This window comes from Catenibacterium sp. GCM10023432 (genome assembly GCF_042651925.1).
Lineage (GTDB): Bacteria > Bacillota_I > Bacilli_A > Erysipelotrichales > Coprobacillaceae > Catenibacterium > Catenibacterium mitsuoka.
Genome location: NZ_JBHSEB010000027.1, coordinates 1 through 25,562, shown reverse-complemented (window position 1 = coordinate 25,562; position 25,562 = coordinate 1). Strand labels below are relative to the sequence as shown.

Genomic DNA, 25,562 nt, shown 5'->3' with positions numbered 1-25,562 from the left:
TTCTGGAATTTTCGCAGAAAATAGAGCGTGAATCGTTCATTTTTTTGATAATGTGATTTAAAGTTTTCTCTAGTTGTTTATAGTTGTCCATAATGTATACCTCCGATGACATCTATAAACAATTGGCCAATAATCAATATATAAATATTGATTATTGGCCTCACATTTTTGGGCTTTTGTCAAGAGAAAATAAAAAAGGCATACATTTTGTTTGTATGCCTTGATAGCTGTCAATTCTTAACTTAATGACATTGCCTTAGGGGTGTTTTTCTCAATTCTAAATGGAGAAGCTGGAATACCTTCTACACTTTCTATTTCTACTTTAGGATTATCATCATTCGCATAAGCTAACATATGATAATTCTGAACTGGTATAATAAGCTTTCTATTTTGAATATGCCCTATACAAGCATGTCCATCTACAATTAAATGAACATCTTTTTCTTTCATATCCTGATCATATGTCAAAGTTTCTTCATCTAATATAGGTGTAACTGGTGTATTCTTTTCATAAAGATAATGAGCCACACTATAAGCCAGACGTTTTCCTACTTCCTCTTTACTTGCTGGATGAATATAATCTGGATCACCTGTTTTAAGCGTCGTAACAAGATATGTATCTTTTATAGAACGTACAACATCTCTTTGCACACGTCTTATTTCATCAAAGTGACTATTTTTATATTCAGGTAATTGAATAATAAAAAATGGAAAATCTTCGTGATAAGCACGACGCCAGCTTTGAATCAATGTCTTAAGTAGCTCACTGTAATACATATACTGTGGACTATCTTCCTCCCCCTGATACCATAACACTGCTTTGACAGGATAATAAAGAGTACGTTTAAACATATGTTCATAAAGACTACCTGGTCTTCGATAATCATAATAACCTTTTGGAGGAGGCCATGGAGTATGTCCTACAATATTCTTAATTTGGGAAAGAGTCATATCAGGATGTGTATTAATACATTCCTTTAACTCTTTTTGATAGTTATTAAATACATTGTAATACTTTTCGGTTTCTTCTTTTTGTATATCTAATGATGGTAAATCATCATAATACGGATCATATACATTCTCTTTAAGTACATTGTTCTTTTTAAGAACTTCTTCTTCAATCCAGCATGAAGCACTTGTACCACCTTTATTATTAGAAATAATACCGATTGGTATATCTTCATCAAGATAATAACTAAAAAATGAAGCCACTGCAGAAAAGGATGACACTGTTTCTTCATTAAGTTCTTTCCATCTTTGATTATCGTCCTCAAAAGGATAGATATACTTTGGGACTGTCATGATACGAACATTAGAACGATATAAAGGAAGTTTCTTTTCCTTTGACTCTCTCATCTCTAATTCCATATTAGATTGTCCTGCTGCAAGATAAACATCACCTACAAGAATATCATTCAATACAAGCATATCTCTATCATCTGTAAGAATCATACGATAAGGTCCACCAGGTTGTTCTATTTTAAATGATATCTGCCATCTCCCATCGTTGACAGGCACTTTATATTCCTTTTTTAAAAAAGTCATTCTTACTTCTTTTTCTTCAGAAGTACCTGAAAGAATTATATCTTTATTTCTTTGTAGAACCATATGATTTGAATATGGGTAATCTAATTCCATTTTAACACCTACTTCTCAAACTTATAATCTATTGAATTCAATATCTCCTTTAATGACTCTAATTTATCTGATTTATTATAATTTAGATAATGTGTATAGATAATATCCGTCATGACTAAAGCAGGAAACTCAGCAGAAATAATATGTGACACTGTCACATTCTTCACATGAGCCACCTTAACAATTTCATCAATAATATCATCATGATAAGCACGCTGCATAGAAGTCATAAGAACTGTTGTCGCATTCTTTTCATGCGCACGTTTAAGTCCCGCAATAACATTTGGATTACTTCCTGAAATAGAAATTCCTATTACTAACGACTCTGACTGAACACGCGGACTATTGGCAGTAATATCACTTTCTGAGTTAATAGCTTCCGCATCAAGACCTAAACGTATTAAACGTGATGCAAATTCCTTTGCGACAAGACCACTTGAACCAATGCCATAAATAAACACTCTTTTTTTTGAATCAAGAAGCTTTGCGATACGTATAATCTGATTATTATCCACTATTTGATAAGTCTGTTCTAATACTTCCTGATATTTATGTATAGAAAATGATGTTAATTGATCTAAACGCTTATTTTCTTTCATATTCGCATTAAAAGAAAAAACAAACTCTCTATAGCCACTAAAACCTAATTTCTTTGAGAATCGAGATAAAGATGCTTCTGAAACATATATTGTGGAAGCAACAGCCTTACTAGAAAAATCTTCTATTGTTTCATGAAGAAAATAGTCCGCAATTACTTTTTCTACTTGTGTAAAACTATCATATTTCTCTTCAATCATCGTTTTTGTACTTTTTAAATAATTATCCATATTATCACCCAAAACTATTCTATCACAAAATCATAGAATCATTGATGATATGCGTAAGGAGCTGATAGCCCTTCTCATTGGGATGAAGGCCATCTTCAAGTAATAATTCTTTTTTGTTTACAAATGAATCAAATGCATTAATGTAATTAACACTATCACCTAGATACTCCACAAAATGTTCATAAATATCTTTTAGAAATGCATTTGAACGTATACCATGCGCATGAGGATATCCTTGAATATCTTCATCACAAGGTAATGGTGAAAGAATAGTAATACGACAATTAGGTAAGTTCTTCTGTATTATACTTACTAACATCTGAATATTCGAGGCAATCTGACGGGGTGAATGTGTCACTGTGTTACCAAGATCATTTGTCCCTACATGTAATAAAACCTGAGCAGGTTTATATTTAATAACTGCTTCATCTACAATCCATAACAATTCATCTGTTGTAGCCCCTGCAATACCACAATTATAAATAGTCTTTTCTGGGAAATATTGATTCATATCATAAAACTCTATAATAGAGTCTCCAAAAAATACTGTTTGTCCAGACTGTGCTGTCTTTTGGTTATAAATAATATCTAACATTCTTTTAAGAGCATCTTCTCTTAATTGGTAAATGCCAGGATTATAAATCATCTGTTCTCTCATTTGAACTTCACTCCTATCTCAAACATACGATGCCAAGGCATAATAACTTCTATAGAATTAATTGGATACTTATGAGAAATATTTAAAGTAGAATACTCTTTTAATAATGCCTCGCCAATTCTTTTTTCTACTAAATCCTCTTTATCTTTAAAATCATAATAAGAAAGTCCAAGTTCAGGTAAATCTTCCTCAATCACCTTTTGTCTTACTTTAGCTTGATAGAAAACATCCTCTATCAAATGATATACAGTATTAGGTGCATGAATCTCTCCAACCTGTATTTCAGAAAGAACAGTCCCTGTTGTATTGCAGTTCGTATTCCATCCTGCATAACCCTTTAATTCTTCTAGAAGATTATAATGATCAAGATATCGAATCAATTCATAATCTCCACCATTCGCATAAGCACTATCAATCACACCTACACTTCTACCTTCTTCAACATATTCCTTAATTCTCTCCACAAAGCTCATTAACTGTCGATAGCTTGAATAAGAGACATCCTTTTTCTTGTCAAATGATTCCTGCATAATTTTTCCTGGGCAATTCACTGCCAGAACTATATTTGCGTTTGAATCATCCATTACAAGTCTTGCCCCTGTTACAAGGATATGTGATTTTAAGCTTTCAAACATAGGTCTATCCTCATAAAGAGGTACAACCTGTGGACCAAGTGTAGAAGCATAAAATGGATAAATCTTAGGATGAACCTGATAGTAATCATTATAAGCTCTCGTCATAAGGGACATACCAACTTCATCAGCACCTGGATAAACCATTACCTTGAATTCTAAACACTTTTCTTTAATTTCTTTAAGAATGATCTTCTGATCTTTTGCGGTATAACCAAAAGGTGAAGAATCATCTTGTGGAATAACAAGAAAATCAATAACATTGTTTTCTAATAATTCAAGTGTTTTTGAATTCATTCTACAGTTTATAAGTCGTCTGTCTTCATAGTCTCTGATTACTTCTTCAGGTATATGAAGACTATTCTTTTCAATTTCTTCTTCACTCGTTAATGTTTCTCTTTCTTCTTTATCCTCTAAATACTTCTTTTTAAAGAGTGCATAACCATAATCTTCATAATAATCTGGCTCCTCCTCACTCGAATTATATTGAGGACAACGCATAATACATTGAAATGCATATATTTTAAGATGAGGATTAAGTGTCTTTAATTCCTGAAGAACATCTAGATGTTCTTCTAGAATATCCTCTGTAAGATGATGCAGTCTTGAAGAAAGTAATCCTCCATAAAGAAGCATATCTAGTGAAATAACTAAAGCATCCTGAGTGACTGCTTCTTTTAATAAATACTGTCTAATCTTATTAAATGAAGCAGGAATCTTCTTTTTTGGCAGGATATCCAATGGAGGCATTGTAAGATGAACTGAATGGTTAGAAGACACAATCATCTGAGGATAAATATAATTACATGGTCTTTCATCAAGTGGTAATAATAAGATACGCATACTACTCCTCCTTTATCTTTTCTAAAGCTTCTAAAATACTTTCTACGCAAATAGCACCTTCTACTTCTTCTTTTACATAATAGAATCGATGTGCATATTCCAACATTGCAAGATCACTTTCACTATCACCAATTGCATAGACTTCATCCTCTGGATACATGGTGCGAATAGCTTCTCCCTTAGATATATGTAATGGAACAATTTCTAATGATGTCTTACTTGTAAGAATCGCATCTACCTGTGTAAATTTCTTCTTTATAACTGTTTGGATTTCTTTTAAGTAATCCTCTTCCCCTACAACAAGATAAAGTACAACAGGTTGATAGGGTATAATGTCTTTAAAATCCTCTTTAATAATTGATGAATCGTAAAATTCTTTTGGAAAATCCGGATCCCTTGGACTCATCCAATAACGATTAGATACTGTATTCATCTCTACTCTTACATTATACTCCTTTAGTAAATCATAAATTCCCATGGCATCTCGTTTATCTAACAAAGCAGCATTTAATTGATTTCCTTGATAAATCACAGCACCATTTTGAGATATTCTCTCAGTAATACCTAGATGATACTTTCTATTGATGGCTACAATATCATGATCTAATCGACCAGTGCATATAGCAAGTCTATATCCTGATTCTTGATAATCATTAAGGAGAGAAAGGGTCTTCTCTCCTCCAATGATTTCATTCTTTGTATCAAGTAATGTGCCATCTAAGTCAAACACGATTACTTTCATAAATTATTTTTCTTCTTCCTTTTCTAATTCTTTATCCATTGCCTTAACAAATGGCATATAAATCAAAACAGAAATAACTAAACAAATAGCAGCTGTGATTAAACCGCCAATCTTACCACCTGTTGCAAGGAAACCACCAATTAGAGGAGGTGTAGTCCAAGGTGTCATAACATATGTATAACCCATAAATCCAGTGACAGTCGCAAGTGTACCAATACCTAAGCTGACAAGTGTTACAAGAATCATAGGAATAATTAATACTGGGTTCATTACTACTGGTAAACCAAACATGATTGGTTCAGAAATATTGAATAGTGATGGAATAAATCCAAGCTTTGCGATTTGTTTATAGTCTTTACGTTTAGAAACAATTAAAATAGCAAGAACTAATGCAAGCATATTTCCTGCGCCACCCATGAACATTAAAGAATCAGTAAATGGTTTTGTAAGAATATGAGTTGCAGCATGACCTGCAGTAATTGCAGCAGCATTCTGTGTTAAGTTAATTAAGAAGATAGGTTCTAGAATAGGCTGTGAAATAATATAACCTGTATGAATACCAAATCCCCATAAAAGCATATATAAGAAATAGATCACTACAATACCAACTGGAGAAGTGATAATTGCAGTAAGTGGAGTCTGAATAAAGTTAAAGATCAAATCATTTAAAGGTGTGCCTACTGCATTCGTAATAAATCTTACAATACCAAAAATAAACATAGTAATAATAACTGGAATCATACTATTAAAGCTTCTAGCAATACCACTAGGAACAGAATCAGGCATCTTGATGATCAATGCTTTACATTTCATTAATCTTCTCATGATCTCTACTGTCGCAAATGCAGCAATAAATGCAGTAAATAAACCAGCAGCACCTAAATAATATGTTCTTATATATTCTCCTGCTTTTGCATCTGTTCCAAAAGTAGTAATAATCAAGAAACATACAACTGCAGTGACTGAAACAGCGTCTTCATCAATCTTATACTCTTTAGCCAAGTTCTTAGCTAATAGATAAACAATTAATAAAGCCATAATATTCATACCAGCGCTACCAATAGCACCGAGAACATTCACAATATCTAATCCCTGGAACCCAAACCATTGATCAAAATAGTTTCCTTTTCCTAAGAATACACAATTCAATAGTGTACATAATGAGCAGCCAATGATAATTGGCATAATAGTTACAAAAGCATTTCTAATAGCGGCTAAGTATTTATTCTTTGATAACACTTCCGCAAATGGCAGAATCTTATCTGCAATCTTATCCATTAAAGCGTTCATTTTATTTTTCTCCTTCTATTACATCTGTAAATCTTTTTGTAATGACTTGTGGTCTTGTAATAATAGAACCTACCACTACGCTATAACATCCTAGTTCTAATACACGTTTTGCTTTTTGAGGAGTATCGATATTTCCCTCTGCAATAACTGGATGTTTAACCTTTTTTAAGATGTCTCTTATGATTTTAAAATCATCCGCATTGATCTGATTTCCCTTGCTTTGGTTGGTGTAACCAACTAATGTCGTTCCAATGAAATCAAATCCTAATTCATCAGCATGTACTGCCTCTTCTACAGTACTGCAATCTGCCATGAATAATTGTTTAGGATGATTTTCTTTTACTTTCTTGAAGAAAGCATCTAAAGATATACACCCTGGACGCGTGCTTATTGTTGCATCCATCGCAATGATGTCACATCCCACCTGAACAAGATGATCTACATCTTCATAAGTTGGTGTAATATAAACATCACTGTCTTTATAGTCTCTTTTAATAATCCCAATAACAGGTAATGGAACTGCCTTCTTGATTGCTTCAATATCTTTAACAGAATTTGCACGAATTCCTTTTGCGCCACCCTGCATTGCAGCAACAGCCATGCGTGACATAATCAAAGAAGAGTGAAGCGGTTCATCTTCCAAAGCCTGACAGGAAACTATTAAATGTTTTTTTATTTCCCCAACCATTCTATGTTCTCCTTTCATTACCAATCATAATCAGACTTCCTCATCACTTCAATGAATCTTGCGGGTTTGGAATCTACTTTCAAACAAATAAAAAAAGAACCTCATAACGAGATTCTTATAAGAAAGCACTTTCATATCATCTAGAAGAACTTATATTCCTTTAATAGGGCTTCTAGATTAGAGCCCTCTATTCTTTTTAATAGCTCTTTTAAGACAAGACGTTTTGTGAATGACTGACTTTCTATAAATGTCTCATCACCATATAAAGATGAGAAGACACTTAAATAGTCTTCAATAGAATAACGATAAGCCGGAATACTTCTTGTGATATGTAATAAACTATACACTGCATTCATTGCGGTATGCACAAGATAATCCAAGCTTCCTAGATATTCATAAGGTAATGAAACACCTTCACCTATACAAGCATAATTTAATCCATTGATGTGTGCTTCACAATGAGTACTAGTATGAGTGTAAGAAGCGGTAGAAGCAGACATCAATGAGAGTTCATTGATTTTATCTTGTGGAATACCTAAATGATAAAGCCATTCTGCACATATCTCATATCCCTTACTTTCTAACATAGACTTTTCTACATAATTACCGGTTTTCTCTGGATGTAATCCATGAAGTAGAATGACACATTCATTCTCTTTCTGGTTCTTATAGTAAGGCTGTCTTGGTATTGTCCAATTGAGTTCCCAGGCTGATTCATTAATTGGAATAACACCGCCTGTAATATCTTCACCAGAAAGTGGATCTTTTTGAAGAATATTTCTTAAGTAATGGATGATTTTTTCATCCTGAGTTGTAATAACTGCATGGACTATAGAATCTTTACTTTGACTTGTATGAATAAATAGAAGATCCTGGCTTGTCAGACCTATAGTCTCTTCTATGCCTTCACTCTTAATTGTAAAAGCAGTGGCTTTATTGTCTTCTATTTCTATATGAGTCACTTCAGTATTGAAATGGAAGACAACATGATGTGCATCTAGATATTCTATAATAGGTACAATCACTGATTCATACATGCAGTACTTAGGAGAAATCATACTGTGCGAGGTCAATATATGCATATAACGATGTAATGTCACTTTAAAAGAATAAGCATCATTGACTGGAAATAAAGCATGCCAATAATAGTAGAAATCAGATTCCATAAAGTCCTGACTGAATACATCTTTAACCTGTTTACCTTTTAATTGTTCATCTGAAGTAAAGAAGAAATGAACAAGTTCTGATATCAATTGATCACTTAGTTGTATATTATGACTAGTCTTCATAGGTGCATCATGATTTAAATAAGTCATTTCATCTAAAACAGTGAGTCCCTCTGTTTCTATAGAAGGTATGGAACGTAATATATCCCATAAATAGAAACTACGATTATCTACAAAAGAAAGATAAGACTCATAATGGTGAAATGAATCTACTGAATCTATAATATGAATATGTTCACCCTTTAATGAACCATCTCTCAATAAATAACAGGCAGTCACTAAGCTAGTAAAGTCACTCCCCAATATATAGGCATTATGTGCATCAATGTTTTCTCTTTTTCTTGGCTTCACAAATAAATCCATAGCAATCCCCCTTATCCTCATAGTATAGAAAAAATAAAATATAAAAAATAAACATCCCATACAAGATGTTTATTCTTTATACATTATAGTGTTTTTGTTTAAAAGGTTTCATAGCGTTTTAAGGCCGCTTTGATGTTTCCTTTGATTGCTTTATCTAGTTTACGGATAATAAGTTCTGGGTCCTGTCGCATGTCATTATTGATCCATTCTAATGTAAGACCGACAAAAGAATACTTATAGAAATTCGCAAGGAACTCTTTATCATCTTCTCTGACATTCATTCCTACAGCCTGTTCATCTACAACATCCTTTAATAACTTATATACAATTCTATAAAGATATGTTTCTACATGTTCACGACTAACAGAACGATAAACATTAGTGACAAATGGTTTGTTGTCTAAGATAGCACCAAAGAGTGCATAGAGACCTTCTTCCCATGTATCAGATGTTTTATGGCCCTGTAATACTTCTTCAGCATCCTGAATACATGACCATTCTACGAGATCATAAATATCCTGGAAATGATAATAGAAAGTCATACGGCTGATACCACAGTCTTCTGCAATATCATTAATAGTGATCTTATCAAGAGGCTTCTTTAATAATAAATGTTTCAATGACGCTTCAATAGCGCGTTTCGTAGTTTGTGACATTTTAGCCCTCCTTATATTCACTATTATGCACGTTGTTTTTACATATTACAACATAAACGTATAGATGATATTAATGATTGGCATAGTAATAATACATAAAAGAACAGATAATGCGTTAATAACTGAACTTTCAAAAGCATGATTATCATATAATTGCGCAAACTGAGTCACAGTAGAAGCTGCAGGACCACTGGCTGCAAGTAATGAAATCATTAATACCTGTGATGCACTTGGGAATAGTTTTGTCATACCTGTAAAAATAAAAACTAATAAAATAATTACTGGGAATACAACTAAACGAAGGAAACATACGACATAAGCACGGACATCGGTAAAGACTTCCTTCATATTCATACCCGCAAGTAACATTCCTACTACAAACATACTCAATGGTCCCATTAAGCTGCCCATACCAAATACAGCACTCTGAAACATCGTAGGTAATTTAATCTGTAAGAAGAACATAATGATACCTGCTGCAATTGCAATCATGTTGATGTTCAAGAGGATCTTCTTTAAATCAAAGTGTGTATCTTCACTAATAATAAACTTACAATGTGTCCACAATAATATAGTCTGTACAATCATATAACCTGAACAATAGAAAACCATTTCGTTCCCTAATACGATAGAAACAAGAGGAAGAATCAAGTTTCCACAGTTAGGATACATGATGGACATTGATTCAATCGCATTAAAATGACATTTCTTTGTGAGTATCTTAGCAAGTATATAATAAATAATATGTACAAGAATAGCTGCGCCAATAGACAGTAAGAAACCTTTTAATTTTTCTTCTGTCAAGTCAATCTGGAATGAATTGATGATTGCACAAGGTGCAGAAACATATAATACAATCTGTGATAAAAGTTTTGATTCTGATATTGTACATATATCTGTTTTAATCAGTACATATCCTACTCCTATCATAATAAATAAAGCTCCAATTTGTGTAGCAAGTGAAATAGCTAAATCCATATCTTTAATCCTCCTAGAAGGCATCATACACTTATTATCTTCTAAAAGCTTTTTTTTGCATAAAATGAAAAAAGTGATTGGCACAAATCTATAGTGAACACTTTAATACATTGTATGTATGCATTATTCATTCTACAATACTTATTCAAACATATATTCGTTGATATTATTATTATGATACAATATATTTGTAAAAATACTTAACATAAAGAAAGGAGGAAAATCATATCTACAACTATTATTTACTTCTTAATTGTGTTGATTCTACAGTTACTCTTATTCCTATTCATCAAACGTAATCATAATAATAGCGTACTACTTGTTTTGATTTCTTTAGGTATTTCTATATCTGCTGCAATATCTTTGTGGAACACAGCTATTCTTATAGATGAATTGGGTATAAGTTCCAATATTCTCGATACACTATTCTTCGGTATATCTATCATATTATCTTTAGTTAATATGTATACTGTACTCAAAGAGAAATAATCAGACCATATAGTCATATATACGACTATATGGTTTTTTAGTAAAAGAAAACACCAAATAGATGCCCATTTGGTATTTCACATGATTTTACATATTCTCTTGTTCTTGTGCAGATTCCTGTAATAATCGATAGTTTTCCATGAACTCTTTACTATTACTTACATAAGCATAAGAAATATACTTATGCGCAATCTTGATCTTATGTTTACTTACTGCCTTGATTGATTTAATATCCTTTACTTCAATCATTTCTGGAAGTAATGCAACATATTTCCATGTATATATCATAATAATATCGCTATATAAGTGAAGATTATAGCCAGCAAGACAGATTAATGCGATAGTGATTGTCATAATAAGAGCTAAGACAAAACGCATCTGTGAATGCCATACAACTTTGGAATAAATAGATAATGCGAGTAATGCAGGAATCATAACAATCATAAATACTGTTACTCTAAAATCTTTGAATTTTTTCATTTTCATCACCTTTTCACATTCTACATGGATTAGGGTCATTTGACAAGTTATTGAATTTGTCTTACACTCATTTCATAAAAATATTGGAGGTATTCAATGAAAATCAAGAAATTTCTATCTGAACTACTTGGTACTTTCCTACTTGTATTTCTAGGTACTACAGCTTATGCATTACTTGGATCTACAGGATTAGGTTCTACATATAGTACAGTAGCAGGTATTATCGGTATTGCAGTTGTATTTGGTCTTGCAATGACATTTGTTTATTATATGTTCTCTTCTATTTCAGGAGCACATGTCAATCCAGCAGTGTCTGTTGCAATGTATTTTAATGGAGCTATCTCTCTCATAGAAATGTTCCTTTATATTGTGGCACAACTATTAGGTGCACTTCTTGCAAGTGGATTATTACTTGGTATTCTTAAATGTATTCCTAGCGTATCTATTACTACTTTAGGTATTGGACAAACAGGTTATAATTCTTTAAGTATGATTTCATTAGATGTAAAGGGTGCTATTCTTGTAGAAGCTGTATTAACTTTTGTATTTGTATTAGTGTACTTAAATGTAGTAAATGATGAAAGATTAGAAAGACTATCTGGATTATTAATTGGTGGTGCTTTAACACTTGTTACTATTTTAGGTATTCCATTTACCGGTGCTTCTATTAACCCTGCAAGATCATTTGGTCCAGCAGTTATTATGAAGATACTTGGCAAAGGCACTGCACTTAATCAGTTATGGGTATTCTTATTATCACCACTCATTGGTGCTTTAATCGCTTATATCGTTTATAAGTTATTAAAAGGCGAAAAGATTGCATAACTCAACTGATTCAAAAATCTAGGAGCTGTAACGAATAGACAGTATTGACTACTACCTTGAGCGTTACAGTTCTTTTCGTATATACCCTCCTAAAAAGGCTATTCTCTTTTGCATAATGAATACTTTTCATATTTTAGACGCACTTAAAAACATTAGAAAAGAGATAGCTTCCGCTATCTCCCAGGATTCCTGCTATAAGTTAAGATTATTATGTATATACTAGCAATTCGCTTTTTTATTATAACCTAGAATTTGAAGAACTTTTTAATTTCATCCTTAAAGAAGTAGATAAGTAACACTGTATTTCCAATAAATGGAATTAAAAGACATGAGTGGAAAAATGTTGGTATTGAAACAAACTCAAATAGCGTATCTGCGATAGGGATTGTCACAATTGTTTGATCAGGATAAAAAGCAACTGCAATAAATAAAATCACATAAATAACAAAACAGAAAAGAAACTTTATTGTTTTAGTACTCATAAAACTATACCTCTATACATTAAGATTTATATTTAACATCAATATAGGATGCTAGCGTCTTTTTGGAAATATAATTATATGAATCATATAATCCACTTGAATCAAAGTAGTCTGTTCTCATATGTTTTACCAAGAAATCTCCAGATATTCCAAAACGACTATATTTTTTACTATTAGCAGGAATAGTTGTGCTCACAGAAGCTGTATGCGTTAAACTTAAAGTGAAAGAAATACCATCATAACTTGTTTTAAGAGAAGCACTACTACTCACACCTTTTTCTATTGTATATGATGATGACTTTGTCCATCTTGGAGTTAACTTATGATATCCAACAAACTTATGCTTCAATGTTTGTCTGGATACTTCACTCGTTTTTGAATATTCCCCACAAGTCATAATATCACCGCTTACTTGTTTATGATTCAAATAAGCCCCATAGTCTTTTTCGGTAGGAAAAAACCATGTCTCTGTTTCGCTTATTTGAACAGGAATAGATAAACTAATATCTGACGCAAATACAGGTGAACATAAAGAAGAAAATAAAGTGATAGAAATTAATAAAGAAATCGTTTTTTTTAATATTTTTTTATACTTGGATCCTCCTTAAATGTAAACGCTTTCTACACTATATATTATACTGATAAAATAATATTAATAAATAAATTACCTATTTTTGTATATAAATTATTTCAATAATCGTAATCCTAAAGTATACTCACAAATTGTAATTCATACTTTTTATTATTTTAACCATTATTTTATCTTTGTGATAATAATTTCTTATTTTATAGAAATTCTATCATACGCATAATATAATTAATTCAAGGAGGATTTCGTTATGAAATATGTTGATAAGGTTTTAACAGAATTAAAAGAAAAGAATGCTGATCAGCCAGAATTCATTGAAGCGGCTACAAACATCTTAAAGAGTTTGGAACCAGTTATTGAAGCACACCCTGAATATGAAAATATGGCGATCCTTGAAAGATTTACTGAACCTGAAAGAGTTATTATGTTTAAAGTCCCTTGGGTTAATGATGAAGGTAAGACTATTGTGAACAGAGGTTACCGTGTACAGTTCTCTAGCGCAATCGGTCCTTACAAAGGTGGTTTAAGATTCCATCCTTCAGTAAACCTAGGTATTATTAAATTCTTAGGTCTTGAACAGATCTTAAAGAACTCTCTTACAACTTTACCTATCGGTGGTGGTAAAGGTGGTTCTGACTTTGATCCACAAGGTAAGAGTGATGCTGAAGTAATGCGTTTCTGTCAGTCATTCATGACTGAATTATACCGTCATATCGGTCCTAACGTAGACGTACCTGCTGGTGATATCGGTGTAGGTGGAAGAGAAATCGGATACTTATTTGGACAGTATAAGAGAATTAAAGATGCTTATGAAAACGGTGTTTTAACTGGTAAGGCTTTACCATTTGGTGGAAGCTTAATTCGTCCTGAAGCGACTGGTTTTGGTGCTGTTTATTATGGTAATGAAGTATTAAAACATTTCAATGACAGCTATGAAGGCAAGACTATTGCATGTTCTGGATATGGTAACGTTGCATGGGGTGTTGCTCAGAAAGCAACTGAATTTGGTGCTAAGGTTGTTACTATTTCTGGTAGAGATGGTTATGTATATGATGCAGAAGGTATCAATACTCAGGAAAAGTGGGACTTCCTTGTTGAAATCAGAACTAAGAACGATGTTAAGTTAAAAGACTATGCTGAAAAGTTTGGTGCTGAATTCCATCCAGGAGAAAAGCCTTGGGGTGTTAAGTGTGATATGGCATTCCCTTGTGCAACACAGAATGAAATCGAAGAAGAAGATGCTAAGAAGTTAGTAGAAAACGGATGTAAGTATATTATCGAAGGTGCTAATATGCCTACTACTCCTGAAGCTATCGCATACTTCACAGGTCATGAAGGTACTTTAGGTCCTGCAAAGGCAGCAAATGCTGGTGGTGTTGCAGTTTCTGCACTTGAAATGAGTCAGAACTCAATGCGTTATAGCTGGACTAAAGAAGAAGTAGATGCAAAACTACATACTATCATGGTAGATATCTACAATAACTCTGTTGCAGCAGCCGAAAAGTATGGCTTAGGTTATGACTTAATCAAAGGTGCAAATATTGCAGGATTTGAAAAAGTTGTAGATGCTATGATTGCTCAGGGTAACTATTAATATTAACGAGAGTTGTAATGAAATCATTACAGCTCTTTTTTTCGCTTTAAAAAAGGTGGATTAGTCAAATTCCACCTTTTTCTTATGATTATAGATTATACTTATTATAATATAACAAACTACCACTCCTGCAATCACAAACTTACATTCTTGAGAAAAATGACTTATTCTCAAAATCAACAAAATCATAAATATAATGATCATACAAATATTCTCTTGAAGTAATACTTTTGCGGATTTGTTTTTCTTCATACTATCAATAAGTTCATAAGCAAGTACTATTGCATCAAAAATAAAGATAACTGCAGCTATTCCTAAACAATACTTTGATGGAATCGCATCAAGATCATTAAATATCAGAAATAAGAATGTAATGATTGAACCAGTAAAATAATTCAGAATTTTTCTCATAATAGACCCTCTCTTACATATAGTATATTATTTTTTAATTAGACGCTAGGGATTACGCCTGATTTCTTTTGCTTCTTTTTCTTTCTTCTCTCTTTAATATTATGAGTAATTGCGATTGCATGGTAAATTATTACTGAACCTGATAATATTGCAGCAATTATTGGATGTACAATACCTAAATGCAAAGGTATAAGAACAATAAGTGAAATAAGCACAAAGATATCAGTTTGTAAAAATACTTCTTTTGATTTGTTCTCTTTCATTCTGTCATTAAGAAGATATCTTAAAATGATTGCATCAAGCACAAAGAGTATAACTAATATAATTGATTGATTTTTTGATAATATTGTATAAGAATTACCAAACATCAAATACCATACTGTGAACGCAGTACTCAATCTAGTACATATTTTCATGATGTTTGTTTTTGTTGAAAATTTCATAATGAATCCTCCTATGAGAGTCTATTATTTTTTGATACTGATTTCATCGATTTCCAATCCTTAACAAAATTGTAGACTAAGCCTATAATTAAATATAAAATAGCTGCAGATTTTACTTCATTACGATATTTTAATGGGCCAAAATTAAATACGAGAAGCATGAAAATAGTTGCTGGAACTAAAGTACAAACATAATCATCTAAAAACATTTTAATTGAATGATTTTTCTTTCTACTTTCAATAATTGCATATATTGCAAAGATTGCATCGAAAATCAGAATGATAGCCGCTATTGCTAGACGATATTGAGATGGAATCATATTGCTGCCATCTAATAACTCAAACAAAAACATAACTACTATACATATACAGATATTTAAATCCCATAATCTTTTCTAGTAAGTCCTCCTTAATAAAATGTGAGTGTTTAAATATAAGGTTTAGTGCTCATCCGCAAACTACTAGTTTTAAAACTATATGACTTTTTTGGGCCACTACCAAATTTCATTGTAAGAGTTATATAAGTTCTCTTATTATTCTTCTGACATTTATATTTTAAACAGCCTTTTACTTGAGTTCCTACCGCTAGCTTAAAAGCTGGCATCACCTTTTTAAGGGATGAAATAGAAGTCGCTGTAAAAGCTAAAATACTACCTGCTAGAAGTCCAGCTGTTTGATAATCAACAGTGAAATTCATTTTATAATGTGATGCATTTCTAGGATGATTTGCATGAACAACACACTTTTTATTTCTTCCATTAATTGTGAGCACACCTGTCTTTTTATTATATACTATATAATCTACATGCTTTGTTTTCTTATTAATTACATCCACATATCTTTTTTCACTATTCTCAAATAATTCATAGGAATAATAATTCAAATTGTTTTCTTCAATATGATCTGCAAAAACAGTAGTTATCGGGATATTTAAAACCATCACAAGAGATAATAGTATTATCGTTAATCTCTTCATTGCTTTAAACCTTCCTCTTTTTTAATTTCCATCTAGATGTTAACTAAATGTTATACTATGACCTTAAAATTGCCTATAATTCTCGCATAAGAGACACATTTTCATGCATAAAAGACATTCCACAGAAATTACATTTCAATCCAATAAAATAATATGTTAAAATATAACAGAGGTGATGTTATGAATATACTGATTTGTGATGATAATACTGCTTTCGCAATGCAGCTACAAAAGGATATAAATGAATACTTTCATAATCCTAATATGATTACAAATATGATTACTGACCATTTTGATCAAATAGAAGGTACATATGATGTTATATTCATGGATATTGAATTAAATGATAAGAACGGTATTGAAATCGCAAAATATCATAAAAACAAGCATAACTGTCTGGTTATATTCACATCAAGTCACGAGAATCTTGTATTTAATACATTTCAGGTTGAGCCTTTTCAATTCATAAGAAAGAACCATTATGATTATGATAAAAATATTGTCTTTAAGCAGTTAAAAGAGAAACTACTTACTCTTTATATCACTATTACACTTAAAGACAGTAAGCGTTCATTACAGATTCCTATTCAAGATATCTATTCAGTTGTTTCTATTGGTCATGATCTCGTTGTCCATACACCTAAAGAAGATTATATGACAACAGGTACTCTTAAAGATTTCTGTAATAATTACATCAATACAACACTCGTTCAGATTCAAAAGAATATGATTATTAACCTTCAATATGTAGAAGATTACAATCGTAATACCATCCTATATAATAATGAAAATCTGACTGTAGGACGTATCTATAAGAACAACTTTTTACACCACTACAAGGAGTATATTAAGCTATGATATTTGATTTCTTATTTTCAGTTATAAGTACTGCAATGCTTTGTTTTTGCATCAGCAGTATTTTAATACCCGAAAAAAAGTATTCCTACACTATTCTTTGTACTCCTCTTACTCTCACAGAAATGTTTATTTTTACCAACCCTAGTCTCCTCAATAACTTTTTATTGATCTTTCTTATATGTGTAACACATGCATGCATGCTTTATATTCATAAATATAAAGCTGTGATCTATAGTATTTCTACAACACTTCTATTCTTTACTGCTTTACTTTTTGTGAATCTTTTATTTGTTCGTTTATTTTCTATATTGAATATAAGCGATTTTTATGGACTTCCTTTTGGAATTCTATATTGTATGATTGCCTTGGGATTATTAAAGATATTAAAATACAACAAAAATAATCTTTCCTTCCTTGAAGAAAATAAGACCTTTGGTCTAATTGGGATTATATTACTTGTATTGATTTCTTTACTCATGCAGGCTCTTTCTTTTATTAGACTACCCCAATCTACAATCATCTTAATGACTGTATTAGTGTTTGTATTAAGTTTACTATTTCTTTTTCTATTCTTCCAATATAGACAGAATTACTTAGAGAAAGAGAAGCTAAAAATACAGAGAGAAAATAATGACCGAATTAATCATATATATGATTCTTTATTAAAGAAAGAACATCGTATGCTTTATGTATTAAGAAAGCTTGATCATGTAATATCTGATGAAGAAACACATCAGTTTATTGAGAAAGAAATAGATGATTTAATGCATAAACAATTTGTATCTCATACTAATAATCCTATCTTTGATCATAGATTAACTATTCTTATGCAGAGTTTGGAAGATTATGATATTAAGATGATAGTCATGATTCCTATTGATTCTCGTTTGGATGACGCAAATATTGTTGAACAGATGGAAATCTTTATTAGAGAACATGTAACAGATCATACAGAAATAAGATTAAAGCTTAAAGATGATCAATTCATTATAAATTGTAATGACAAAACAAAATCAATCCGCTTAAAAACGCCTCGTTAATGAGGCGTTTTATAGATTATAGGATACAATATACAGCTTATGACGCTGAGCTACTACAATCAGTGATCTTCCTACATCACTTTTCTTATAATACTTATAATCCTGAGTGAAGTCTGGCAACTGCTTTTGTGATACTTTTGCTTCTATGATATATTTATTGAATTCTCCTTCTATTTCATTATTCTTCTTATTATTCAATGTAATGGGAAGATTTTTGTTTTTAACTTCCTGTACCTCATAATATATTCCATCATTAGTAAATGAAGGAGAAGGTTTTACTTGATAGACAATTGTGTTTTCTGAAGGGAAGTCAATATTCCAGTTTTCAGATATATAATTCATATTCTGATAATGAAGAAGTGTAGAGACAACCACAACAACAATAAGTGTCATAAGAATGACTAATATTTTCTTGAGTTTCATCATTTCACTCCTTTCTACACTTCAACTCTATCTAAGATATGATTCACTGACTATAATTCTTGCACAAGAGGCATAAATTCTAGCATAAAAGACATTGAAAAAGTGCAGCCTAAGCTGCACTCCATTATAAATCTACACCATAATCAGTAACAACAACCTGTCCTGTAATAGGTGCTGCATCATCACTTGCTAAGAAAAGAGTGACTCTTGCAACATCTTCTGGACTACATGGTTTAAGTGATAAATCACTATGAGCACGCATAGCACCCATCATCTTCATATCCATTGTATCAGGTGTTAAGCCTGCTGCCATATCTGTAGTAATACTACCAGGACAAATAGCATTACAACGAATATTTTCTTTCGCAAAACGCATTGCAGTATGTTTAGTTACACCAATAATAGCTGCTTTTGTAGAAACATAAACTGCTCCTCCAGCACCAAACTGACCTGCAACACTTGCAATATTTACAATAGAAGCACCACTTGTCATAACCTTTAATGCTTCAGACATACAATACATTGTACCCTTCTGGTTAATATCAATAACTCTATTTAAATCATCATAATCAATACGATCAATCGCATTTAATCCTTTATCAAGTACACCTGCATTATTCACTAATACATCTACTTTACCAAATGCTTCTACAGTTTTAGAAACCAGGTTCTTTACATCATCAATCTTAGAAATATCAGTAGGTACACATAATACAGTACCTCCTGCTTCCTCAATTTCTTTACCTACTTCTTCTAATACTTCTTTTCTTCTTGCTGAAATAACAACCTTTGCACCTTCACTTGCAAATAATTTTGCAATAGCTTTACCAACACCTGCATTACCACCAGTAACGATAGCGACTTTATTATCTAATTTACCCATATTCAACCCTCCTTGTTAAAACTATAACATAACTGTAAGCGTATTCATAGAGTGGATAATCAAATTCATCTATTTTTGTATAAAAAAACACCTCAAGAATAATCTTGAAGTGTTTGAGAAATTACTGTTCTTCTGGTAATTCCTTAAGATCATTATCACCAGTTACATAATGTAAGATAGTCTTTGCAGCAGTTCGGGAGTTTAACAGTTGACTTCAATTTATCACTAACCAAATCGCTCAAAACGTTGATTATATCAATGCTTTTGAGTTTTTTTATTGTCAAATTCGTGAAATTATAAGTAGTAATATGTAGGATTATTTGATATAATAGCTGTAGGAGGTGATGCCAATGAAACTTACTTTTTCAAAATCTAAGAACTCTACATCACTTTACATCCAGAAATCATTCAGAAAGAATGGTAAATCAACTTCAAAGATAGTAAAGAAACTAGGAACTATGGAAGAACTCCTTCCTCAACATAATAACAGCGAGGATGAAGTCATAGCCTGGGGAAAAAAGATTGCCAGGAAAATGACTGAGGAAGAAAAAAGAGACAAGGATATTGTCCTTATCTCCCTATCGCAGTCAAAGCTTCTAGAACCAATGAAGCAGACATCATATAATGGCGGCTACCTTTTCCTTCAGGATATATTTCACAGCCTCAAGCTCGATAAGATCTGCAGAGATATACAGGATGAGTATAAGTTCGAATATGATCTTGCAGATGTCCTATCAAGACTCATATATTCAAGAATTATTTATCCATCAAGCAAGCTTTCTACTTTTGAGGATTCAAAAAACTTTATTGAACAGCCTACATTCGAGCTCCATGATATTTATAGATCACTTGATGTTCTAACAGAAAAGTGCGATACAATTCAGGAATTCCTTTATGAGAATTCAAAGAAGGTTGTAAATAGAAACACTTCTGTCCTCTATTATGACTGCACAAACTATTTCTTTGAAATAGAAGAAGAACGCGGTAACTGCAGATACGGCAAGTCCAAGGAACATAGACCACTCCCTATCATTAAGATGGGACTTCTTATGGATGGTAATGGCTTTCCTCTTTCATTCGTCATATTCCCTGGCAATGAGAACGAGCAGCCTTCACTCATTCCAGTTGAAAAGAAGATAATAAAGGATTTCGGTATCACAAAGTTCGTTGTATGCACTGATGCAGGGCTTGCTTCTAAGGAAAATAGAGAATTCAATATACAAAAGAATTGTTCATATATCGTTACACAGTCTTTAAAGAAGATTAAGAAGCACATAAAGGACTGGGCGCTTAATCCAGAAGGATGGTCTAAAGGTGATAGTACTGGATTAGACATATCTTCTGTAATGAAGGCCGCTGACGATGGTGAAACATTTGAAGACGGCATCTGGTACAAGGAAAGATGGATTAATGAGAATGGTATTGAACAGAGAATCATTGTTTCGTTCTCTCCAAAGTACAGAGCCTATCAGAGATACATCAGAAGCAGGCAGATTGAAAGAGCTAGAAAATCAGCTGAAAGTAATAAGAAAACAACTACTAAAAACCCTAACAGCCCTTCAAGATTCCTTGATGAGGTCAGATATACTGACAATGGCGAGGTTGCAGATAATGTGGAAGTAGTTGTGAATGATGGAAGAATAGCTGAAGAAGAGAAATATGATGGATTCTATGCAGTATGTACTACATTAGAGGATGATATAAAGGATATCATCGAAGTTAATAAGAGAAGATGGGAGATTGAAGAATCATTCAGAATCATGAAATCTGAATTCAAGGCTAGACCCGTATATCTTCAGAAGGATAACAGAATAGAAGCACACTTCCTCACATGCTTCATTGCACTGATGTTCATCAGAATACTTGAGAACAAAACAGGCAACAAGCTAACTATTGAGAAGCTTATTGATACATTAAGAGAATATAACTTCTATCATTATGAAGGTAGCGGCTATGTTCCAACGTATACAAGAAATGATGCAACTGATATTCTTCATGAGGCATTTGGGTTCAGAACCGACTATCAGATCAATGGTGAGAAAAATATGAAAAAAATTATAAAGAATACAAAGAGATAGAGATATTACTACATTTTTAAAGCAAAAAGCCCTTCAAAAAACGCTGAATTTATCAGTATTTTTGAAGGTTTTTTATATGTATAACTGTCAAAGACAGGAACTATAACATAACTGTAAGCGTATTCATAGAGTGGATAATCAAATTCATCTATTTTTGTATAAAAAAACACCTCAAGAATAATCTTGAAGTGTTTGAGAAATTACTGTTCTTCTGGTAATTCCTTAAGATCATTATCACCAGTTACATAATGTAAGATAGTCTTTGCAGCAGTTCTAGGACCATCATATTCCTGACCTTTAATACCAAGTCTTGTACGAAGTACACCAACCTGTACACCCTGTTCAAACATCTTATGGAAGAATTCCTGTAATAATGGTTCTGTCTGTTCTTTTCTCTGAACTGGACCAAATGGATTTGCGAAATAAGAACCAACTAAACCATATTCAGTAGTAGTACCCTTAGCCATACGATTACCAGCTCTGAATACCTTTAATGCATCTTCTTCATTATCGAAGAATTCTAATGCTTCTCCTTCAGCTTCATAGTTATTAGCATATAAGAAGATATCTACGTCATGATCAGCGATAACATCCTTATAATCAGTAATAGGAATTACGATACGTGCATTTACCTTATCTGGGTTCATGAATACAGATCTATCCAATTCCTTAAAGCTGTAACCAGCATCTAAGTCATCAAGACGAACGAAGGCACCAACTTCTGTACCTGAAGTCTTTACTTTACCGTCAACTAATGATAAGCAACCCATATCATCATAGATAGTCTTGATATCTTCGATATAAGCTTGACCATATGCTTTGATCTGTTCAATAGTTTCTGATTTACCAGCACCAGAGTCACCCATTACAACGATATTCTTTTCAGAACCATCATGTAACTTCATCTGGATCATAGCACCATGGATAGGTAATTTGTGGTGGTTGATGTTAGATACGTTGTGAAGTGTTAAACACATCTTCTTCATATATCCGAAGTAATCGAATTCATCACTTGCTGATAGTTTAGCAACCATCATATCGTTCTTGTCATCCTGGAAGAATAACTGATCCTTTTTACCATCTTCATAACCATATACATATACTAGATCTGGTTTATTATGTCTATATTCTGATTCATCAGCAAGTTCAAATAAGTTACATAAAGTAACACCTTGTGCCATGAACTTAGTATTGAAGTAAACGAAACATAATAACTTACCAACCTTTGCAGGATAACATAACCACTGATCAGGATTAAATGTTAAGTCAGTGACTGGATTTGTTCTACTTTCTGGGAATACACCATCTCTTTTGTTTCTCTTAGAATAAGTGATAAATGGTGGATGAATAACAACCTGTTCAATGAATGGAACATCCTTTAAACATTCATAATCATCAGGTAAACCTGTAGTTAAGTGAGTAACAGTTAAACCAGCATTGACACCAGCTGTAATCTGTCTTAATACCTTATCGTTCTTACCTACAGCTCTCTGCATTGAACGATATACTTCTAATACAAGTTTTTCAAATGCTTCCTGAGCGTCAGCAAACTGTACACTCTGGTAACCTGATTTCTTTGAGTCATTGAAAACAATTGCATATCTCTGAAGCTTTCTCCAGTATAAATAAATGTCTTCAATTAACTTTACGAACATATCACGATCTTCAAAATACACTGCATATTCTGGTCTTAATGCACAAACCTGTTCTGCATCAAGCACAAGTAATAACTTGAAAATGCTTTTTAAATCTCCTAATAAGAAGAAATCATCCGCATTGCGTTCATGTAAATAAATATATAACTGTGTTTCTAATCTGCGCTGATTCTTAATGAATTTCTCCAATACTTTAGAGAAAGATTCACTCTCCACTAATTCACATCTACTCTGACAGAATTCTTCAGAGAAGTTTAAGATTGCATTACCTCTAGTAATTTCGAATTTCTTAGCCATTTTTTCATCCTTTCCAAATAGATTATGTTAGCTCCTATCTATTTTACCCCATAATAGCAGAGAAATTTACAATATGCAAAGCCTAATTTTGTAATTATCATATGTAAGCGTTATTATTTATGGAATTTAGTAAATTCCCATTTTTTTCTTGCTGAGTTAGTTAAGTCTAATATGCAACATAAAAAAGACCTTTACTAGAAGGCCTTAAAGAATACTTTACCAACTATTTCTTTCTTAAAAGAAACAGCACCTATATAACGGGAATCTGTAGAATGGTTTCTATTATCCCCCATAATAAAGACATCACCTTTAGGAACTGTATAAGTCCAATTACTGTCTGTCATTTGTTCATTGATATATGTTTCATTGACTTTCTTACCATTACGGTAGAGTTCATGATCAATACATTCTATTGTATCCCCCTGCTTGCCAATGACTCTTTTAATAATCTGTCTCTGCTGTCCTAATATATTACATTTCGCAATGACAACATCACCATATTTTACATCATCATAATGATAGAACTGCTTATTGACTAAGACAATGTTCCCTTCATGATAATTAGGTTCCATAGATTGTCCTTCTACATGAGAAATCTGGACAAAGAATAAGAAACCATATGTAAGAACTACTGTCACAAGAATTACTTTTACATATTCTAATATTGTTTGCTTCATATTTTTCATTTTAATCACCGAAACGATTATACCATAGTTTTAGGATAATTCCTTAAATAAACTAAAAATAAAGGGAATAGGAATGATACTTGCGCATAAATCAGATATAGGCTGAGATGATGCTAAACCTGTAATACCCCATATGTGAGGCAATAGAATGACTAATGGGATAAAAGCCAAACCACTTCTTAAAGCAGCTAGGAATGTCGCTATGACGCTTCTACCAATACTTTGGAACAACATATTTGCGCCAATACTAATCGCCATAAAGAATATCGCAATACATTCAAATTTCATCGCAAGCTGCGCAATAGAGAGTACTTGACTATCCTGTGTAAAGAGTAAGAGAAGCGATTTTGTGAAGCATAAACAGATGACACTAATAATACTTAATAGAATAGTAGAAAGAGTCACAGTGAAGATAAAGGCTTGTTTCAAACGATCATATCGTTTAGCACCATAACTAAATGCTGATACTGGCTGGAAACCCTGACCTATGCCTACTCCTACTGAGAAGATGAGATTAGATATACGACTCACAACACTCATTGCCGCAATCGCTTCATCTCCATAAATTCCTGCCGCAAAGTTAAGAGTCATAACACTGATACTATTTAATCCCTGACGACATAATGAAATATGCGCATAAAAATATAATCACCAAAGATATTAATAATAGAACCAGATGTGAGTCCAATCATTGCAAGTGATGCCTGTCCTTCATATCTTAGTATATTATTCATCACACATGGTCAACTACCCACGACCTAAAGGTCATGGGCTTGTAACTGCCCAGTCGTATTAACGGTTTACACCTCCGA

28 protein-coding genes are annotated in these 25,562 nt (G+C 32.4%); 5 read left to right on the top strand and 23 right to left on the bottom strand.

Translation table 11 applies throughout. The annotated features are described in order from the left end of the window. Nucleotides 1-237 precede the first annotated feature (237 nt). From ACFOZZ_RS04260 to ACFOZZ_RS04210, 11 genes are all read right to left on the bottom strand, one after another. Nucleotides 238-1,638 carry a sialate O-acetylesterase gene (locus ACFOZZ_RS04260; RefSeq protein WP_376814790.1) on the bottom strand — a complete coding sequence of 467 codons (1,401 nt, stop codon included), beginning with the start codon at nucleotides 1,636-1,638 and terminating at the stop codon, nucleotides 238-240. 8 nt (nucleotides 1,639-1,646) lie between these two features. Then, nucleotides 1,647-2,465, bottom strand: a complete 819-nt coding sequence (locus ACFOZZ_RS04255) for a MurR/RpiR family transcriptional regulator (protein WP_376814789.1) — start codon at nucleotides 2,463-2,465, stop codon at nucleotides 1,647-1,649. Between the two features lie 22 nt (nucleotides 2,466-2,487). Next, nucleotides 2,488-3,123: an SGNH/GDSL hydrolase family protein gene (locus ACFOZZ_RS04250; protein WP_376814788.1), complete on the bottom strand. Its 636-nt coding sequence runs from the start codon at nucleotides 3,121-3,123 to the stop codon at nucleotides 2,488-2,490. After that, on the bottom strand, nucleotides 3,120-4,598 hold the full coding sequence (locus ACFOZZ_RS04245) for a DUF4127 family protein (protein ID WP_022425675.1): 1,479 nt from the start codon (nucleotides 4,596-4,598) through the stop codon (nucleotides 3,120-3,122). The genes ACFOZZ_RS04250 and ACFOZZ_RS04245 overlap by 4 nt, the downstream gene beginning before the upstream one ends. Before the next feature lies 1 nt (nucleotide 4,599). After that, nucleotides 4,600-5,340 (bottom strand): HAD-IIB family hydrolase, encoded by a 741-nt coding sequence (locus tag ACFOZZ_RS04240; RefSeq protein ID WP_129981348.1) that lies wholly within the window; start codon nucleotides 5,338-5,340, stop codon nucleotides 4,600-4,602. 3 nt (nucleotides 5,341-5,343) lie between these two features. Beyond that, complete coding sequence (locus tag ACFOZZ_RS04235) at nucleotides 5,344-6,630, bottom strand: PTS sugar transporter subunit IIC (RefSeq protein WP_376814787.1); 1,287 nt, start codon at nucleotides 6,628-6,630, stop codon at nucleotides 5,344-5,346. 1 nt (nucleotide 6,631) lies between these two features. Then, on the bottom strand, nucleotides 6,632-7,318 hold the full coding sequence (locus ACFOZZ_RS04230; protein WP_187011573.1) for an N-acetylmannosamine-6-phosphate 2-epimerase: 687 nt from the start codon (nucleotides 7,316-7,318) through the stop codon (nucleotides 6,632-6,634). A 140-nt stretch (nucleotides 7,319-7,458) separates the two neighbouring features. Next, the gene (locus ACFOZZ_RS04225; protein WP_376814786.1) at nucleotides 7,459-8,907 is read right to left on the bottom strand and encodes an oleate hydratase; all 1,449 of its coding nucleotides are present in this window, start codon (nucleotides 8,905-8,907) and stop codon (nucleotides 7,459-7,461) included. A 98-nt stretch (nucleotides 8,908-9,005) separates the two neighbouring features. After that, on the bottom strand, nucleotides 9,006-9,563 hold the full coding sequence (locus ACFOZZ_RS04220) for a TetR/AcrR family transcriptional regulator (protein ID WP_006504883.1): 558 nt from the start codon (nucleotides 9,561-9,563) through the stop codon (nucleotides 9,006-9,008). A gap of 45 nt (nucleotides 9,564-9,608) precedes the next feature. After that, a complete protein-coding gene (locus ACFOZZ_RS04215) occupies nucleotides 9,609-10,541 on the bottom strand; it encodes an AEC family transporter (protein WP_376814785.1) in 933 nt (310 codons plus the stop codon). 576 nt (nucleotides 10,542-11,117) lie between these two features. Then, nucleotides 11,118-11,510, bottom strand: coding sequence for a hypothetical protein (locus ACFOZZ_RS04210; RefSeq protein WP_329967394.1), 393 nt, complete (start codon nucleotides 11,508-11,510; stop codon nucleotides 11,118-11,120). Between the two features lie 96 nt (nucleotides 11,511-11,606). On the opposite strand from ACFOZZ_RS04210, the gene ACFOZZ_RS04205 reads away from it, so the two are divergent. After that, the gene (locus ACFOZZ_RS04205) at nucleotides 11,607-12,335 is read left to right on the top strand and encodes an MIP/aquaporin family protein (protein WP_376814784.1); all 729 of its coding nucleotides are present in this window, start codon (nucleotides 11,607-11,609) and stop codon (nucleotides 12,333-12,335) included. A 245-nt stretch (nucleotides 12,336-12,580) separates the two neighbouring features. On the opposite strand, the gene ACFOZZ_RS04200 is transcribed toward ACFOZZ_RS04205, so the two are convergent. Continuing rightward, nucleotides 12,581-12,817 (bottom strand): hypothetical protein, encoded by a 237-nt coding sequence (locus ACFOZZ_RS04200; RefSeq protein WP_376814783.1) that lies wholly within the window; start codon nucleotides 12,815-12,817, stop codon nucleotides 12,581-12,583. Nucleotides 12,818-12,836: 19 nt separating this feature from the next. After that, nucleotides 12,837-13,244, bottom strand: a complete 408-nt coding sequence (locus ACFOZZ_RS04195; RefSeq protein WP_376814782.1) for a hypothetical protein — start codon at nucleotides 13,242-13,244, stop codon at nucleotides 12,837-12,839. Between the two features lie 412 nt (nucleotides 13,245-13,656). Between ACFOZZ_RS04195 and gdhA the strand changes: the two genes are divergently transcribed. Then, nucleotides 13,657-15,000, top strand: coding sequence for an NADP-specific glutamate dehydrogenase (gdhA, locus tag ACFOZZ_RS04190; protein WP_055233279.1), 1,344 nt, complete (start codon nucleotides 13,657-13,659; stop codon nucleotides 14,998-15,000). Nucleotides 15,001-15,060: 60 nt separating this feature from the next. Here the strand turns inward: gdhA and ACFOZZ_RS04185 are convergent, their stop codons facing one another. The 4 genes from ACFOZZ_RS04185 to ACFOZZ_RS04170 form a co-directional block, all read right to left on the bottom strand. Then, nucleotides 15,061-15,411 (bottom strand): hypothetical protein, encoded by a 351-nt coding sequence (locus ACFOZZ_RS04185; RefSeq protein WP_278779221.1) that lies wholly within the window; start codon nucleotides 15,409-15,411, stop codon nucleotides 15,061-15,063. A 38-nt stretch (nucleotides 15,412-15,449) separates the two neighbouring features. After that, on the bottom strand, nucleotides 15,450-15,854 hold the full coding sequence (locus ACFOZZ_RS04180) for a hypothetical protein (RefSeq protein WP_376814781.1): 405 nt from the start codon (nucleotides 15,852-15,854) through the stop codon (nucleotides 15,450-15,452). Between the two features lie 11 nt (nucleotides 15,855-15,865). Then, nucleotides 15,866-16,174 (bottom strand): hypothetical protein, encoded by a 309-nt coding sequence (locus ACFOZZ_RS04175; RefSeq protein WP_376814780.1) that lies wholly within the window; start codon nucleotides 16,172-16,174, stop codon nucleotides 15,866-15,868. Nucleotides 16,175-16,281: 107 nt separating this feature from the next. After that, the gene (locus ACFOZZ_RS04170; protein WP_278861747.1) at nucleotides 16,282-16,830 is read right to left on the bottom strand and encodes a hypothetical protein; all 549 of its coding nucleotides are present in this window, start codon (nucleotides 16,828-16,830) and stop codon (nucleotides 16,282-16,284) included. A 180-nt stretch (nucleotides 16,831-17,010) separates the two neighbouring features. On the opposite strand from ACFOZZ_RS04170, the gene ACFOZZ_RS04165 reads away from it, so the two are divergent. Then, complete coding sequence (locus tag ACFOZZ_RS04165; RefSeq protein WP_376814779.1) at nucleotides 17,011-17,688, top strand: LytR/AlgR family response regulator transcription factor; 678 nt, start codon at nucleotides 17,011-17,013, stop codon at nucleotides 17,686-17,688. Nucleotides 17,689-18,044: 356 nt separating this feature from the next. Further along, on the top strand, nucleotides 18,045-18,728 hold the full coding sequence (locus ACFOZZ_RS04160) for a hypothetical protein (protein WP_329966730.1): 684 nt from the start codon (nucleotides 18,045-18,047) through the stop codon (nucleotides 18,726-18,728). A 9-nt stretch (nucleotides 18,729-18,737) separates the two neighbouring features. Here ACFOZZ_RS04160 and ACFOZZ_RS04155 read toward each other — a convergent pair whose 3' ends face one another. After that, entirely contained in the window at nucleotides 18,738-19,151 is a 414-nt protein-coding gene (locus tag ACFOZZ_RS04155) for a hypothetical protein (RefSeq protein ID WP_329966728.1), read from the bottom strand. Nucleotides 19,152-19,275: 124 nt separating this feature from the next. Further along, complete coding sequence (locus tag ACFOZZ_RS04150) at nucleotides 19,276-20,034, bottom strand: SDR family NAD(P)-dependent oxidoreductase (RefSeq protein WP_278861510.1); 759 nt, start codon at nucleotides 20,032-20,034, stop codon at nucleotides 19,276-19,278. A gap of 350 nt (nucleotides 20,035-20,384) precedes the next feature. Here ACFOZZ_RS04150 and ACFOZZ_RS04145 point away from each other — a divergent pair, with 350 nt between their 5' ends. After that, nucleotides 20,385-22,112: an IS1634 family transposase gene (locus ACFOZZ_RS04145; RefSeq protein WP_376814778.1), complete on the top strand. Its 1,728-nt coding sequence runs from the start codon at nucleotides 20,385-20,387 to the stop codon at nucleotides 22,110-22,112. A gap of 200 nt (nucleotides 22,113-22,312) precedes the next feature. On the opposite strand, the gene ACFOZZ_RS04140 is transcribed toward ACFOZZ_RS04145, so the two are convergent. From ACFOZZ_RS04140 to ACFOZZ_RS04125, 4 genes are all read right to left on the bottom strand, one after another. Continuing rightward, a complete protein-coding gene (locus tag ACFOZZ_RS04140) occupies nucleotides 22,313-24,064 on the bottom strand; it encodes a phosphoenolpyruvate carboxykinase (RefSeq protein WP_278861508.1) in 1,752 nt (583 codons plus the stop codon). A gap of 194 nt (nucleotides 24,065-24,258) precedes the next feature. Beyond that, complete coding sequence (gene lepB / locus ACFOZZ_RS04135) at nucleotides 24,259-24,750, bottom strand: signal peptidase I (protein ID WP_006504927.1); 492 nt, start codon at nucleotides 24,748-24,750, stop codon at nucleotides 24,259-24,261. A gap of 30 nt (nucleotides 24,751-24,780) precedes the next feature. Beyond that, complete coding sequence (locus ACFOZZ_RS04130; protein ID WP_376814777.1) at nucleotides 24,781-25,341, bottom strand: MATE family efflux transporter; 561 nt, start codon at nucleotides 25,339-25,341, stop codon at nucleotides 24,781-24,783. A 14-nt stretch (nucleotides 25,342-25,355) separates the two neighbouring features. After that, the gene (locus ACFOZZ_RS04125; RefSeq protein ID WP_255452571.1) at nucleotides 25,356-25,484 is read right to left on the bottom strand and encodes a hypothetical protein; all 129 of its coding nucleotides are present in this window, start codon (nucleotides 25,482-25,484) and stop codon (nucleotides 25,356-25,358) included. Nucleotides 25,485-25,562 lie beyond the last annotated feature (78 nt).

Coding starts and splice junctions, on each gene's coding strand:
- ACFOZZ_RS04220 (WP_006504883.1), bottom strand. CDS start 9,563: ATGTCACAAACTACGAAACGCGCTATTGAAGCGTCATTGAAACATTTA.
- ACFOZZ_RS04170 (WP_278861747.1), bottom strand. CDS start 16,830: ATGAAGAGATTAACGATAATACTATTATCTCTTGTGATGGTTTTAAAT.
- ACFOZZ_RS04205 (WP_376814784.1), top strand. CDS start 11,607: ATGAAAATCAAGAAATTTCTATCTGAACTACTTGGTACTTTCCTACTT.
- ACFOZZ_RS04160 (WP_329966730.1), top strand. CDS start 18,045: ATGATTGCCTTGGGATTATTAAAGATATTAAAATACAACAAAAATAAT.
- ACFOZZ_RS04145 (WP_376814778.1), top strand. CDS start 20,385: ATGAAACTTACTTTTTCAAAATCTAAGAACTCTACATCACTTTACATC.
- lepB (WP_006504927.1), bottom strand. CDS start 24,750: ATGAAAAATATGAAGCAAACAATATTAGAATATGTAAAAGTAATTCTT.
- gdhA (WP_055233279.1), top strand. CDS start 13,657: ATGAAATATGTTGATAAGGTTTTAACAGAATTAAAAGAAAAGAATGCT.
- ACFOZZ_RS04245 (WP_022425675.1), bottom strand. CDS start 4,598: ATGCGTATCTTATTATTACCACTTGATGAAAGACCATGTAATTATATT.
- ACFOZZ_RS04235 (WP_376814787.1), bottom strand. CDS start 6,630: ATGAACGCTTTAATGGATAAGATTGCAGATAAGATTCTGCCATTTGCG.
- ACFOZZ_RS04260 (WP_376814790.1), bottom strand. CDS start 1,638: ATGGAATTAGATTACCCATATTCAAATCATATGGTTCTACAAAGAAAT.
- ACFOZZ_RS04200 (WP_376814783.1), bottom strand. CDS start 12,817: ATGAGTACTAAAACAATAAAGTTTCTTTTCTGTTTTGTTATTTATGTG.
- ACFOZZ_RS04225 (WP_376814786.1), bottom strand. CDS start 8,907: ATGGATTTATTTGTGAAGCCAAGAAAAAGAGAAAACATTGATGCACAT.
- ACFOZZ_RS04255 (WP_376814789.1), bottom strand. CDS start 2,465: ATGGATAATTATTTAAAAAGTACAAAAACGATGATTGAAGAGAAATAT.
- ACFOZZ_RS04125 (WP_255452571.1), bottom strand. CDS start 25,484: ATGAATAATATACTAAGATATGAAGGACAGGCATCACTTGCAATGATT.
- ACFOZZ_RS04165 (WP_376814779.1), top strand. CDS start 17,011: ATGAATATACTGATTTGTGATGATAATACTGCTTTCGCAATGCAGCTA.
- ACFOZZ_RS04130 (WP_376814777.1), bottom strand. CDS start 25,341: ATGACTCTTAACTTTGCGGCAGGAATTTATGGAGATGAAGCGATTGCG.
- ACFOZZ_RS04240 (WP_129981348.1), bottom strand. CDS start 5,340: ATGAAAGTAATCGTGTTTGACTTAGATGGCACATTACTTGATACAAAG.
- ACFOZZ_RS04185 (WP_278779221.1), bottom strand. CDS start 15,411: ATGAGAAAAATTCTGAATTATTTTACTGGTTCAATCATTACATTCTTA.
- ACFOZZ_RS04140 (WP_278861508.1), bottom strand. CDS start 24,064: ATGGCTAAGAAATTCGAAATTACTAGAGGTAATGCAATCTTAAACTTC.
- ACFOZZ_RS04175 (WP_376814780.1), bottom strand. CDS start 16,174: ATGATTCCATCTCAATATCGTCTAGCAATAGCGGCTATCATTCTGATT.
- ACFOZZ_RS04150 (WP_278861510.1), bottom strand. CDS start 20,034: ATGGGTAAATTAGATAATAAAGTCGCTATCGTTACTGGTGGTAATGCA.
- ACFOZZ_RS04215 (WP_376814785.1), bottom strand. CDS start 10,541: ATGGATTTAGCTATTTCACTTGCTACACAAATTGGAGCTTTATTTATT.
- ACFOZZ_RS04155 (WP_329966728.1), bottom strand. CDS start 19,151: ATGAAACTCAAGAAAATATTAGTCATTCTTATGACACTTATTGTTGTT.
- ACFOZZ_RS04250 (WP_376814788.1), bottom strand. CDS start 3,123: ATGAGAGAACAGATGATTTATAATCCTGGCATTTACCAATTAAGAGAA.
- ACFOZZ_RS04210 (WP_329967394.1), bottom strand. CDS start 11,510: ATGAAAAAATTCAAAGATTTTAGAGTAACAGTATTTATGATTGTTATG.
- ACFOZZ_RS04180 (WP_376814781.1), bottom strand. CDS start 15,854: ATGAAATTTTCAACAAAAACAAACATCATGAAAATATGTACTAGATTG.
- ACFOZZ_RS04230 (WP_187011573.1), bottom strand. CDS start 7,318: ATGGTTGGGGAAATAAAAAAACATTTAATAGTTTCCTGTCAGGCTTTG.